This window comes from Stieleria marina (assembly GCA_007741555.1).
In the GTDB taxonomy this organism is placed as follows: Bacteria; Planctomycetota; Planctomycetia; order Pirellulales; family Pirellulaceae; genus K23-9.
Map to the genome: position 1 here is coordinate 4,188,352 of CP036526.1, position 13,519 is coordinate 4,201,870.

Sequence of the window (13,519 nt, forward strand, 5' to 3'; positions counted from 1 at the left end):
AATTCATCTCAGCGGACTGGCTCAGTGGCCAGACAGCTCGATCGCTGTCAAGTCACCACCGACAACCTGCCCCAACAAGCTGCGAAACCATCGCCTGTCTCCGGGGTTGGATCTAGGTAGAATGGCATTGCGAAGGCCCAACGACGTGGCCATATTTCCTTCCTGAAAACCACGACAGATCGTTTGGCAGTCAGCGAATCGACCGCAATGCGTTATCAGCAATCCGACCCGGATGTTCGATTGATGCTGCGCGTAAAAGAAGACGACGTGAACGCATTTACCGACCTGATGCGAAAGTATCAACCTCGGCTCATTCGCCTGATGCATACCCTGGGCCCGCGTCACGATTTGGCCGAAGACTTGATGCAAGAAACCTTTATGAGGGTCTATCGGGCTAGGAAATCTTACGTGCCCGGAGCTAAGTTTTCGACTTGGCTATTCACGATCGCCGGCAATGTGGCTCGCAATGCGAATCGTTCGGTGGGACGTCGCCAAGAAGTCAACGAAGTCGACGCCCCCAAAACACCTGACACTCCCAGCGGCGCCCAGCTGTTGGCTTCCAAAGCAATCGACGCGAGCGGCCTGATGCCCAACCGGCTGGCCGAAGGCGTCGAGCGGGCCGAATTGGTTCGTGCGGCCGTCAGTACACTTGGCGAACGCCAACGGATGGCACTGATGCTGTCGCGTTTCGAGAACATGAGTTACATCGAGATCGCCGAGGCCATGGGATTGACCACCAAAGCAGTGAAATCGTTGCTCAGCCGCGCACGGGTCAATCTGCGGGAGATCCTTGAGCCGTATGTTGATTCAGGCTTGTTGAAACAGGAGGACGACCAATGAGTACTGACACATCGACCGAAGAAGTCAGCCCGCTTGATCCAGACGACGAGCTACTGGTCGCGTACTTGGATGGCGAATTGGATTCGCGGGAACGTGACGAACTGGAAGATCGCCTACTGCAGGACGAATCATTGCGTCAGAAACTGCAGAGTCTGCAAACCGGCTGGGAAATGCTGGATGAGCTCCCCGCCCCCACTACCAATGAACGCCTGGTCGAATCGACTCTGGAATTAGTCGTATCGGACATCCTGAAAGCCGCTCCGGAACAACCCGAAGAAAAGTCACCGCAACGTTTTCGTATCCCGCTGTTGATTGGAGCGTTTGCCTTATTGGCCGCCATCGCCGGATGGTCCGCTGGCTTTTTCAATCGAAGTTCGATCGAACACCATCAGTTGCAGAACCTTGCTCTGGCCGAAAACTTGGACGCGTATCTCTGGGGCAGCGACCTCACTCTGATGCGGATTCTGCAGAACGATCCCGCTTGGCTGAACATGGTGTCGACCGCCAAAGAAATGGGCCAACTGAACTACGAACCGATGACCAAGATCCAAACCACGCCGGTCAGCGGGCGGTTCGAGGTGATCGCGTCGATGGTACCAGAGAGTCGAGCGATCTTGGAAACTCGCTGGGAAGAACTGGCACAGCTGGACGCTGACTCAAGAGAGAAAATCAAACAGACAGCTGCCAAGATCGAGATTCAACCCGAATCAGAATTGTTAATCAAAACGATGTCTCAGTACGCGGCTTGGCGATCAACCTTGCCGGCTGAAATGCGAGACGCGATCGAGCAAACCGAAGGCATCGAGCGAAAGAAGGCAATCGCCGAAGCCATCACTTACACGCTGGATTCGGTTTCGCGACGTTCCGGCGGCATGCTGTCCGAAGAAACGGTGATCAGGATCGACCACGCTTTGGAGACATTCTTGGCGGACCGTACCGATGCGGATCCCAAGCTGAAAGCGGCAATCGATAAGCACGCCGAACGTTATTCCGAAGGCGCGCACGTGTATGCGATCATGGTTATGCTGGCCGACGAAAATCAAAGTCGATCCCGAAGTCGGTTTTCGCGCCCACCTGGATACGACGCGATCGCGCCCATCACGATGTCCGAATTGGATTCCATTATTGCGATCTTAGACGTCAATGCGTTGGATGATTTGAATTTGCTGACGAATTGGTCTCCCTATAGTGGCCACGACCCACGTTTGCTGGAAAGCACGCTGCGGACTTGGGCCGAAGAAACGGCTCGCCGCAAATTCGACCAACTCCGTCCTGAGCGCGGCACCCTGATCGAACGTTACTCGGAACTTAGCAACGCCGAACGTGACCGAATCGACCTTCTACCTCCGTCGGAAATCAAACGACGACTGTCCGATCGCGGTCGTTCCTTTGGTCGATAGCCAACGAACAGGAAACGTAAAGTTCACCGGCGACGATTCACGCCGGGTCAAGAGCCGTTAGACTGCATCGGTCCCGATCCGTTTCCCGCTGTGCCGAAACTCTTTCGCATCGATGCTTTCTTCCGAAATCCGCTCTCGAGTAAATTGGTTGCTCGTGCCCATCGCATTGGCGGTTTGTTTCGGTTCTGTCTTAACGGGTAGCCAACGACTTGCGTTTCGCGACGTCAGTCATTTCTACACTCCGCTGTATCGATACGTTGCCTTGCGGACAAACCAGCAATGGCTGCCTCTGTGGAATCCGCTTGGCGCGACCGGCATGCCATTGATGGGCGAGACAACCACCGCGGTGTTGTATCCGGTTCGATTCGTCATTTTTGCGTTGCCTGTGGATGCCGAAACGGCGATCGGAATCTACGCGGTTTTTCACTTGCTGCTGGCTGCGATTGCCGCAGCATGGCTGGCAAAACGCGCGGGCGTCAAACGAGAGTTCACTACGATTGCAGGCATCGTCTATGCGTTTAGCGGCAGCGTGTTCTTTCTGCATACGAATCTCCCCTTCTTAGTCGGCGCCTCTTGGTTGCCGTTTGTTCTGGGTTTGCTGATTCAGCCAGGTTCACCAAACGCGACCAGCCCAAGCAAACGGACGCCGATCCGAGGACCCGCATTTGCACTCGCGATGATGGTGCTTGGAGGTGATCCTCAGACCGCACTGCACTGCGTCATCGTGTTGGCAGCCGCCGCACTGGTACGTTCGGTCGCCCATCGCGACGTTTGGACCTTGCCCCGAATGCTGATCCCGGTTGTGTTGGCGTGCTCACTGGCCGCGCTCATGTCGGCTCCTCAAATCGCGGCGTCCCTTTCTTGGAGCCAACAAAGTAGCCGCGTAGTCGATTTCAGCGCAAGCGACGAAACACGTTTGCAAATCGCAGCCCAGCGGCGGGACGAAGCGTATCAATTTTCGCTGCCACCTTGGCACCTGTCCGAACTGGTGACTCCGTGGGCAAGTGGATCGTTGTTCCCCAAAAACCAACGCATCAGTTCCGTGATTGCGGGCGACGGACGCATGTGGACGCCGACCATTTACGTCAGCATGCTGGGACTGCTGGCTCTAATGTGCTCTGTAGCTGATCGCTGCGGTTTTAGGAAACGCCACCAGCAGAAACGGCAGCCGGAAAAGGATCTCTGGTTAGCCCTGGCCGCGACATCGCTTTTGCTGTCCTTGGGGCACTTCGGTTTTACTTGGCTGATTCAGCAGTTTGGCTTTCGCCCCCAAGCCGATAGCGCAGTCGGCGGACTGTACTGGTTCCTGTATCAATACTTTCCGTTTTACGATTCGTATCGCTATCCAACCAAATGGTTACCGTTTTTTTCGATCGCGGCCGCTGTCCTGTCGGCACAATGGGTCCAGTCCAATTTTCACCCGGCATCGGAACAGCCCACCGAAACGCCGCTGGTCCGACGTTCAACGTGGCTGATCATTGCGACGATCCTGACGGCATCTGCCGGGACGTTGCTATTACGATTCATGGACTGGCAACCTGAGGCGGCCGAGTCTTTGACGGACGAGTACTGGGGACCGCTCGATTATCGCGGCGCACTGAACCTCCTCTCGTGGTCATTGTTTCACTCGGGCGTCGTCGTGGTGCTAGTCGTTTTGCTGGTCTATCGAAACAGAGTTTCGGCGCGGATCAGTCAGCCCACACGACTGAGCCTGCTGTTGATTTTGCTGGCAGTGGACCTTGTCGTTTGCCATTCGCAGCTGACCGCAAAAGTGAACCGAAGCGAAGAGCAGGCGATGATTGCCGCCAACGGCATCGCGACATTCCCGGACCACCTGCGTGCTTTGCGAATGCAGTCGGGCACCGGCTGGCCGAAGCAGTGGCGGCAATCCGCAAACCTCAATCGCTTAGCGGAAGTCTCGGCTAGCGAACGGGTCGCCTGCTTTGGTCGCTGGCATTTGGATCATCAGATCAATGTATTCAACGGGATGTCGTCCATTCGCAGCCGTGACGTCGATCTCTTTTGGCGTTCTTCGGCTCGACTGACCAAAGCAATGAACAACGCCGATCGCGAAGTATTTTGGCAATCCGTCCAAACGTGGCTGCAGCTTAACCACGTGATCTTTGTCGACGCCGATCAACCGACCGAAGCAAACGGATTGGTGGTCCCGACGGTCAAATTGCGAAGCCCACTTCGCTCGCAGTCGATGGACGATCCCGTCATGGCAACGTTTTGCGATCGAAGCGAAAAGTCCGCCGCGCGGTTTCTGCAGTTACTTGATGAGATGGCCGCTTCGGGTGGCCGGCAAGATGCGGTCGTTTTTTCCGATCAATTGCCGGTGCCAAGCGGAGCCACAATGCTTGTCGCGCAAAAGGATACGGCGGCGAATTTACAGATCCACGCAACACAGCATCGTTTGTTGACACGTCCGGTCTACCAGGACGGCCATTGGCACGCGACGCTGACGCATCGACCAACCGGCCAACGAAGCATCGCTGCCGTTCACAATGTGGACTTCCTAAAGCAAGGCGTCATCGTTCCTCCGGGCGACTGGAGCGTCTCGTTCACCTACCAACCTGGGTGGTTAAAAGCAACGATCACAATCTCCGTGATCACGTGGCTTGCATGGTTGCTGTATCCGCTGCGAACAATGGTTGGCTCTCGACGCAGTTCTCCAAATCCAACAACGACTGCTTCGTCGCCAAACCGCCCGGGGCACTGAAACCACGAAGCTGCCCATTGGCGGCAAGCACGCGGTGACAGGGGATCACCAGCAAAATGCGATTTCGCGACATCGCCGCCCCCACCGCGCGACTCGCCTTTTCATTGCCCGCTGCCGCTGCCAGTTGTTTGTACGTCATCGTATCGCCGGGCTGAATTTGTCGGCAGCACTGGTACACTCGCTGCATAAACGGAGTCCATCCTGCGGGGTCGACCACGACTTCGTCAAACGTACCTTGTCCCGTCCGGCAGTAGTCGACTATGTGTCGATCAAAAGTATCAATCACCGATTCATCAAATTCCCAAGGATCGACGCTTGAATCGTTGGCGTCACGACGGTCGGTCAAGCGTGACGGATCATCACCAATCGCAACGCTATAGAGCCCTTTCGCGGTCCAGGTCGACGAAACGCTGCCGAGAGCCGTCGAATGTCGTCGTGTGATCAGCATGAATCGAAACGCCCGCAAGAGACCGAAGGATGAAAGTGCGTCCCCGAGTATACCAATTCACCGGCCAAGACGCGGACTGAGAAAAGTCGATCGATTGGACTTGGCAGTAAATCGTCCTACAGATTCGTTCCAAAGGATTCTCCCGCACTGATATTTCGACCACGTGGATGCAGATACGTCAGGGAGCTACCATTGGTGAACCGCCCGCCATCCAAGACGCGACAGTGGCACTTGCCATTCGGCGGTCGATGACTGCCAAGCGTCCCAGGGAGTGTTGTCGCTTGCTTGTGACCTGATGTTTTTGCCGATTGTCACTCAACCTGAACCTCCGTCCGAAGACCAGTCATGACCTATCCCCGATCGTTTTCTCACATTGGTATCTCGGTCACTGACTTGGACCGAGCCGTCGAGTTCTACACGAACACGTTGGGATGGTACGTCATCATGCCGCCCACCGAAATCGTTGCCGATGACTCTGCGATTGGCGAAATGTGCAATGATGTTTTCGGCGATGGCTGGGAGCGATTTAGGATCGCGCATCTGGCCACCGGCGATAAAATTGGAGTTGAACTGTTTGAGTTTAAGAATGCCGAGAAGCCGGAAAACAATTTTGAGTATTGGAAGACCGGTGTCTTTCACTTTTGCGTCCAGGATCCCGACGTCGAAGGTCTTGCGAAAAAGATCGTCGAAAACGGCGGCAAGCAGAGAATGCCAGTCCGGCACTATTTTCCGGGCGAAAAGCCATACCGAATGGTCTACTGCGAAGACCCGTTCGGCAACTTGATCGAAATCTACTCACACAGCTACGAACTGACCTATTCCGCAGGTGCCTACGGCGGCGATCCTGCCTAAGAAATCCCTTCTCCTCACTACGTTCCACTGCAAACCATGCAACCTTCTGCGCTGATCGAACAGTATGCGAGCGGATCGAACCTGCTTGCCGATGCGCTTCGCGATGGGGAGGGCATCGACATTGACGCTCATCCGGTTCCTCAGGCTTGGTCGATACGCGAAGTTGTCTGCCACCTCGCTGACGCGGAGATCATTTACGCCGACCGAATCAAACGCGTGCTGGCAGAAGACAACCCGACGTTTTTCGAGGCGGACCCGAACGATTTTATTCCAGCCCTGCACACAGCCGCTCGCCCCTTGGATGCGGAACTTCAGTTGATCGCCGCGGTACGCACTCACATGCTGCCGATCTTGCGTTCGCTCAGCTTGGATGATTTTCAACGGTACGGCCAGCATTCGCTGGCAGGTCAAATGTCCTTGGAAACACTATTGCAACGCATTACCGACCACATCCCCCATCACCTGAAATTCATTCGCGCCAAGATTGACGCATCGTGACCTTGCCTCACCAGAAGACCTCAACGGCGTCGCCTAAACTACAATCACCTGCGATTTTGGTCGCGGAATTTCCACCGTTACTTATCATCTAAGTTCGACGTCGTGCGGTGCGCGTGAATCGATCGCTTCCTTTCCCATATCAATTCCCCTCGGGCCTACCATGAGCAAAGATTTCATTGCGTTTGACGCGTCTGATTTGCAACCTCCTTTGTCTGCGGCCGAACTGAGCGAGTGGATTGATTCGGTCGTTGGAGCAGGGGATGCCAGTCCGCCGGACAGCGCCACGCCAAAGATCGGCGAGCTATTGGAATGGGCCAGCGGCAAGTATGGAGCGACCGTTGACGAACAATCTCAGTGGACTCTTTGGCCGCCCGCCTTGTTGGCCGACGGACGGCATTGCACATTCAACTTGAGCGTCAAGGCAGACGCGATGACTTTCATGATGCTGATGAGCGATCAATGCAAACGATTGGGGCTAATCATGATCGATCCATCAGGACGCAATCCATTCATTACGACCCCCGGTGGCGCCGGAATTCTGGATTAAGCGCATTCAACGGCAATTATCATTTGCCGATACAGAATCGCCCGAAGACTCGGTCCAGAATATCGTCGGTGTAAACCGCACCGGTGACTTCGCCCAGACACTGCGCGGCCAAGCGTAATTCGGCGGACACAAATTCGTGCCCTTGTTGACCCTGAGTCAATGCGACGGCTTGATCAATCGCGGTGATCGCACCGGCCAATGTTTCGCGGCAACGGGCAGCGGTCCCGACTACCGATCCGGTTTCTTCTTGGTCCACCATCGCGATGGCGCTGACGATGGCCTGCTTGAGCAAATCGATCCCGTCGGCGGCCACGCTACTGGTCTTGATCCAAGTCGGATCCAGATTGGTCGAATCACACAGATCCGTTTTCGTCGCGACCCAAAGGTCGACAGCGGACTGACGGCGTGAAGCAGCCAACTGGCGCATTCGATCAGCGGCCGCATGAAAGTCACTTCGAGTTGCATCGAGGCACCAGAGTCGCACGGCTGCTTCGTCACTGGCTCGCGTGGCTTGCACCTGAGAGGCCTGCGAAATCAGAGCGTCGACGTCTTCGCCCTGCTGCGTTTCAATACCAGCAGTGTCGACCAACTTGACTCGGTGACCTTCGATAATCGTCTCGGCCGTCACCGCGTCGCGAGTGGTTCCGGCGACATCGGCCACGATCGCGACTTGACGATCGGTCAAACGGTTCAGCAAACGACTTTTGCCTGCGTTAGGTTCACCACGCAGCGACACTACCGTGGTGACATCGGCATCGCCACGAGTCCGCATCAATTGCTGTGTCTGTACCAACTGAGCTTTGATCGACTGCAGCCGATTGACCAGATCATCGTCGCTGATGAACTGAATGTCTTCATCGACGAAATCCAAACCTGCTTCCACGTCAGCCAACAGGTCCAACAAATCGCTTCGAAGTGTTTCGAGCGGTCGAGACAGGTTGCCCGCAAGTTGCCGGAGGGCGTGGTCAAGCGATCCGCGCTGCTGAGCATCAATGACACCTAAGACGGCTTCGGCCTGCGTCAGATCCAGTCGCCCGGCCAAGAACGCACGCATAGTGAATTCGCCCGGACGTGCCAATCGAGCGCCCGCGGCAACGCAGGCATCCAATACAGCGGCCAGGATGGGCTGCGAACCGTAAGTATGAAATTCGGCCGATGGCTGACCCGTATAGCTTCGACTGGTCGGCCAAAGCGAAAGACGCCCATCGACCGCGCCGATCGGCGATTCCGCTTGGATCGTGGCATCGATCGCAGTAGCGGCGTTGCTTGAGGGCAACATGACGCCCAGAGCTTGGAGCACAGGCAGCACTTCATCGCCTGAAAGCCGAACGACGCCGCGCAGTGCGGGCGTCGTCGGCGAAGCGATGGCGACGATGGTTTCGCTGGCGTCACTCATAACACCAACCGTTTGCAATCGTCATAGGGCGTCACACTAATGGTTCACTGCCAAGCGTGAAGACGCCAAATTGTTTTGAATCTTCTCCATCCGCTCCAAAACCTTCAGAGCATCCGCTGGTCCGATAAACTCGTCCAACAAGATCGCTGGTTCTTCGGGATAATTCGGTGGATAGATCAAATTCACAGGCAGGATCTGTCGATCGGCACGAGCCAAGTCGCGAGAAATTCGCTCTTCGCGCAACGTGTCATCGACGACAATCAGTTCCACATTGAGGTCGGCTAGTTTCTGAATTACTTCGGCGTTCGAGAAGACACGCTTCTCGTTTACTTTACAAGTCGGTCACCAATCGGCGGTGTAGTCAACCCACACCGTTTTCTTCTTTCGCCGGAGAGTCTGTTCGACCTTGCCAGGATTCCAGTCTTGCCAAGCCAGTCCGCCAGCGTGGTACGAGGATTCTGCGGTTGATCGTTCGTTGGCGGCTCCGTAGCACATCCACGCGCCGAGCGAAAAGATCGCCAAAGGCATGATGTAGCCAAACGCCCAACGCTTGCCATCAGGCACATGCGGAGCCGAATAGTTACCGTAGTAATAGGCGGCCAAAGCGATCACCACCAACGCCATTGCCAACCAAGACAATCCGCTTGCACCGGTCTGCGATCCAAACGCTTGCATGAAAAACGCGACGGTCGCGAACAACGCAAACGCCATCGTCACCTTGAAAGTTTCCATCCACGCACCGGGGCGCGGAAGTCGATTGATCAGGGCGGGAAAGAAGCACAGCAACAAATACGGCACTGCGATGCCCAGCCCAAACACCGTGAACAAAATCATCGCGATGCCGGCCGGTTGCGCCAGCGTATAGCTCATCGCGGCACCCAGAAACGGCCCTGAGCAGGGCGTCGCCACCAGGGTGGTCAACACGCCCGAAAGGAACGATGAACTGTAGCCTTCTTTGCCTTGGATGCTGCCGCCCACGCGAGTCATCGAGGTGCCGAATTCAAACACGCCCGCCAAGTTCAAGCCGAGCAAGAACAGCAGCACGATCATGGCACAAACAAAATACGGTTCGCTCATCTGAGCGCCCCAGTTGATGTTGGTACCGAGCGAAATCTTGATCGTCAGGATGATGCCGGCCAGGACCCACATCGCGACCAACAATCCTCCGGCAAACGCGATCCCGTGCATGCGGATCTTTGCTGGATCGTTTCCCGCTTGCTTGACAAATCCCATGACTTTCAAACCGAGCACGGGAAAGACACAAGGCATCAGGTTCAATATGATCCCGCCGACAAATGCACCGAACAGCGCCGACCAAAACGTCATCGTGTCCGACGAACTGACGCCGCCCGAACCGATCGGATTGGAATCCATGTCGCTGAGCGTCAGGTAGCGAATCTTTTCGTCAACGTTGTATAGCTTCGCCATCTCCGCAATCTCTTCCGGGCTGTCTTTGACAACAACCGAAGAGATTGCGGAGGCAGCGGAGGCTGAGTCAGCAATGCGAGAATCCGCTTTTGAATTTGATCCCGAACTATCCGGCGATGGAGGTGATTCCGCCGCGGAGACCTGATCCGGCGTCGATGGATTGATTGGCGGTGCTTGGCTGGTCGAAGCGTCACTTTGCGATTGATTGCCCGCCGCAGGTGCATTGCCAGCCGCGTCCAACTCGTCCACCCACTTGTTGCCGTCGGCGGCATCCAGAGCGACCGGACGCTTAGCAGGCTTCATCGAAACCACCGTCGAGCCAGCAGCCCCGTCGCCAACGACGATCACGGTTTCAAATTTCAGTGCGGTCGGTGGGTAGCATGCACTCTTGGTACATGCTTGGTAGACAATGAATCCTTCGATCTTGTGTTCGCCAGCCGCCGTTCCCGCGGGAACTTGGACGGGCAACGACCAAGTCACATCGCCATCGTGATACTTCATTGGCAACGTCGGCAGCGTATTGTCGACGATGATTTTGGTCGGCGTCGTCGGCATCCCGACTTTCAGACCGCTTTTGTTGGTCACGATGAAGTTGGTCGATGAATTGGCATCGTCCACGGCTGCCGTATAGACGTGGTATTCGGGGTCCAGCGTCGCATTGAATTGAAGCACGCCGCGATCACCTGCCGCGATCGATTTCGACGCAGCTGCTTTCCACTGAACGGGATTTTTGGGTTCGCGGTACGGTTTAGCTTTGGCAAGGTCCAGTTTGGTGACTTTGGCGGTCGCGGTGTCCGCAACAGTTTGAACCGGTTTCGCTTCGCCAGTGTATTTTGCGACCAGTGATTCTTGGACTGGCGTGCAAGACCCTGCTTCTGAACAGGTTTGTCCGTCGACTGCCACTTCGATGTCGCCTTGGTAGCCCGGAGGCAAAACAATTTTGGCGGACCAAATCACCGAGTCGTGAAATTCTTCGATCGTGACGCCTTCAAAAACGTCGGACTCGGCTGACTCTGGTTCATGGTCGGGTTGAAACGCACCGCTAAGCTGGACGGCTTTGGGAGCTGCGATAGTGATCGAAGTCGGGATGGGACCGCCGCTCTCTTGCGTGGTCGAAAAAACGTGCCAGCCTTGCGACAGAACCACTTCGACTTCCAACACACCTTCGTCCGTGCCGGGAACGACGCGATAAGTGGCCGACCAAGTCGCGGGGTCTTCGTTTTGTATGCCTAACGATCGGACGGACATCGGCAATTTGAATCCGCCCTGAGCCATTGCCGGCGCGAGCGACAATTGGGGTGCAGCCAACGGCAGCCCAACCAGCGTGACCAACAACGCGACGACGAACTTGATGGCAAACACCGACGGCCGAATCGTTCTACGTGCAGACTTTGCGGACGTCGATTTAGTGCGTCCGAATACACGACTCGACGAACCAACACTGGGCTGACGCGTTTCGTTGTTTGCTGGCATCAAAATGTCTTGCATTGGGATTGGCGAAACAAAAAAGGATTTCGGTAAAAAACGGCCGGCGAAATGACGCTGTTCGGCACGTTCTCATTGCGGATTCTACGTTTGCGACGAAGCGAGAGTCAATGTTTATGTAGCCTGCCTAGAGCTCCAGGTCAGCCAGATCGGCCAATTCATCGATTCGGCGGGCCACCATTTGGTCGTTGGTCGGAAATTTTCGTTGCTCGATGGTCAACCAGTCCAGCCAGTTTGCCAAGCTGATCCAGGTCGAAATCCGATGCAGCTGTCCGGCCAACAGTCGAAACTCGCCTGCCCGCCAACTCTGCAAAGATGTCGATTCTCGCTGATGGCCCGCCAAAACAGAGTCCCAAATCGCATCCGCCCCACAATCACCAAGGTGATGGCTGTCTAAAAAACTGCCTCCCCATCGAACCAAGTCCGTCACGGGCGTGTCAACGCGGACGGCGTCAAAATCAATCATGCCCGTTGCTCGGTAACTGGTCGCGGCATCGTCAGTTGCATCGGTCTTAGTTGCCGTGGTTTCCATCGCTACCGATTCGGCTACTTGGTCGGAGTCCGTCGAAGTGAACAAAATGTGCCCCCGATGAACATCCCGAATCACGTACTGAGTCAAAACGTCAGCATCGTGATAACCCCTAATAGATCGGGCAAATTCGTGATGGACTGAAGCCCATTTTGTCTGCAATTGGTCTCGCGCGCGTGCCAGCGGGCGGATCAGAATCTCCGGGCACGCACTCCAGTCAACACCTTGCAGTCGGGGCAACAAGCGGTCCACTTCAGCGGCTCGGCTCAGCCGGGATCGCACGGCCGGAGCTGGCTGCATTCGATTTCCCATGGTCGCGACGGCTTGATGGAATCGACCGATCGCTGCGGCGCCTGCTGCGATTTGCTGCACGGTGGCGTCGGCGGGCAAGGGACTGCCGGTGACCCAAGTCGCCAGATCCCAGGTCGAACCGTCGAAAGACGGACAAGTATTGCCGTGAAAATCCATCGGCAATTGCTGCGGCACCATCGTGCATCCATTGCCGTACGCGGACGCGACAATGCGATGAATTTCGGCAATGCGTTTTGGCGAAGCCTGAGACTGCCACCGACGAAGAGCAAATTGTCGACCGTCGTAGGATTGGCAGCGAAAAACCCTGGCGCCGCTCATCCCCGGCGCGACCGCGACCACTTCGGTGACGCCGTGAAGCGATACCAGGCTGCGGGCGATCGCCGGCGGGAGCGTGTTGTCAATCAAGCGTCGGCACCGAGTTGGCGAGCCACTGCAGTGATTTTTTCGCGGGTGGCGTCGTCGTCACAAGTCAGACGCAAATCGCGCCGCGCGTCATCGCTGGTCAATTCAATGGTGATCCACAACGTCTCGGTTGGCATGACGTCGGCAATTCGGTCGGCCCATTCGACCAAAGTCCACGCGCCGGGTTGTTCGAAGAGCTCGTCGACGCCCAATTCCAAAAACTCGTCTTCGTCCGCCAACCGGTACGCGTCCAGATGATGAAGCGTCAGCGTGCCGCGATGGGTCTGCAAAAGTGTAAACGTCGGACTGGTGACTTCGGCGACGTCGATTTTGGCAGCCGCCGCGATCGATTGGACCAAAGTCGTTTTTCCCGCCCCCAATGTTCCTACCAATCCGATCACCAGCGTGTCCGGAAACTGACTCACCAGCTGATCGGCAAAGCGCCCGATCGCGGGCAGGTCCAGCGCGGAGATCAAAATGCCAGAGGCGGAATCAGGTGTTGTCACGAGGTTTGTTTTGCAGGGAGCAAGGGATGGTTGGCGAAGCGACAGAAATCCAAATCGCGGTGAGGTAATTTACGCCGGAAGAGTGGTTCGGCAAAGCGAGTATGAACTCAATGAATGAACTCTATGGCCAGTCGCTGCGTTTAACGACTGCAGA

12 protein-coding genes are annotated in these 13,519 nt (G+C 56.0%); 6 read left to right on the forward strand and 6 right to left on the reverse strand.

The genetic code is table 11. The features are described from left to right. Window positions 1–207 precede the first annotated feature (207 nt). From K239x_RS15045 to K239x_RS15055, 3 genes are all read left to right on the forward strand, one after another. Window positions 208–840 carry an RNA polymerase sigma factor gene (locus K239x_RS15045; protein WP_145419058.1) on the forward strand — a complete coding sequence of 211 codons (633 nt, stop codon included), beginning with the start codon at window positions 208–210 and terminating at the stop codon, window positions 838–840. Next, window positions 837–2,240, forward strand: a complete 1,404-nt coding sequence (locus K239x_RS15050; RefSeq protein WP_145419060.1) for a zf-HC2 domain-containing protein — start codon at window positions 837–839, stop codon at window positions 2,238–2,240. Before K239x_RS15045 ends, K239x_RS15050 begins: the two co-directional genes overlap by 4 nt. 112 nt (window positions 2,241–2,352) lie before the next feature. Beyond that, window positions 2,353–4,962 (forward strand): hypothetical protein, encoded by a 2,610-nt coding sequence (locus tag K239x_RS15055; protein WP_145419062.1) that lies wholly within the window; start codon window positions 2,353–2,355, stop codon window positions 4,960–4,962. Here the strand turns inward: K239x_RS15055 and K239x_RS15060 are convergent. Beyond that, a complete protein-coding gene (locus tag K239x_RS15060) occupies window positions 4,853–5,410 on the reverse strand; it encodes a methylated-DNA--[protein]-cysteine S-methyltransferase (RefSeq protein WP_145419064.1) in 558 nt (185 codons plus the stop codon). The genes K239x_RS15055 and K239x_RS15060 overlap by 110 nt on opposite strands. Before the next feature lie 345 nt (window positions 5,411–5,755). Between K239x_RS15060 and K239x_RS15065 the strand changes: the two genes are divergently transcribed. The 3 genes from K239x_RS15065 to K239x_RS15075 all read left to right on the forward strand — a co-directional run bounded on the left by K239x_RS15065 (window position 5,756) and on the right by K239x_RS15075 (window position 7,307). Next, window positions 5,756–6,262 carry a lactoylglutathione lyase family protein gene (locus K239x_RS15065; RefSeq protein WP_145419066.1) on the forward strand — a complete coding sequence of 169 codons (507 nt, stop codon included), beginning with the start codon at window positions 5,756–5,758 and terminating at the stop codon, window positions 6,260–6,262. A gap of 36 nt (window positions 6,263–6,298) precedes the next feature. Continuing rightward, on the forward strand, window positions 6,299–6,760 hold the full coding sequence (locus tag K239x_RS15070) for a DinB family protein (RefSeq protein WP_145419068.1): 462 nt from the start codon (window positions 6,299–6,301) through the stop codon (window positions 6,758–6,760). 160 nt (window positions 6,761–6,920) lie between these two features. Continuing rightward, window positions 6,921–7,307: a hypothetical protein gene (locus K239x_RS15075; RefSeq protein ID WP_145419070.1), complete on the forward strand. Its 387-nt coding sequence runs from the start codon at window positions 6,921–6,923 to the stop codon at window positions 7,305–7,307. Between the two features lie 19 nt (window positions 7,308–7,326). Here the strand turns inward: K239x_RS15075 and mnmE are convergent, their stop codons facing one another. The 5 genes from mnmE to tsaE all read right to left on the reverse strand — a co-directional run bounded on the left by mnmE (window position 7,327) and on the right by tsaE (window position 13,365). Beyond that, window positions 7,327–8,703, reverse strand: a complete 1,377-nt coding sequence (gene mnmE / locus K239x_RS15080) for a tRNA uridine-5-carboxymethylaminomethyl(34) synthesis GTPase MnmE (protein ID WP_145419072.1) — start codon at window positions 8,701–8,703, stop codon at window positions 7,327–7,329. 36 nt (window positions 8,704–8,739) lie between these two features. Further along, a complete protein-coding gene (locus K239x_RS15085) occupies window positions 8,740–8,973 on the reverse strand; it encodes a hypothetical protein (RefSeq protein WP_145419074.1) in 234 nt (77 codons plus the stop codon). Between the two features lie 72 nt (window positions 8,974–9,045). Beyond that, on the reverse strand, window positions 9,046–11,619 hold the full coding sequence (locus K239x_RS15090) for a protein-disulfide reductase DsbD family protein (protein WP_145419076.1): 2,574 nt from the start codon (window positions 11,617–11,619) through the stop codon (window positions 9,046–9,048). Window positions 11,620–11,743: 124 nt separating this feature from the next. Next, window positions 11,744–12,862, reverse strand: a complete 1,119-nt coding sequence (locus tag K239x_RS15095) for a phosphotransferase (protein WP_145419078.1) — start codon at window positions 12,860–12,862, stop codon at window positions 11,744–11,746. Continuing rightward, window positions 12,859–13,365: a tRNA (adenosine(37)-N6)-threonylcarbamoyltransferase complex ATPase subunit type 1 TsaE gene (gene tsaE, locus K239x_RS15100; protein WP_419188979.1), complete on the reverse strand. Its 507-nt coding sequence runs from the start codon at window positions 13,363–13,365 to the stop codon at window positions 12,859–12,861. The genes K239x_RS15095 and tsaE overlap by 4 nt, the downstream gene beginning before the upstream one ends. Window positions 13,366–13,519 lie beyond the last annotated feature (154 nt).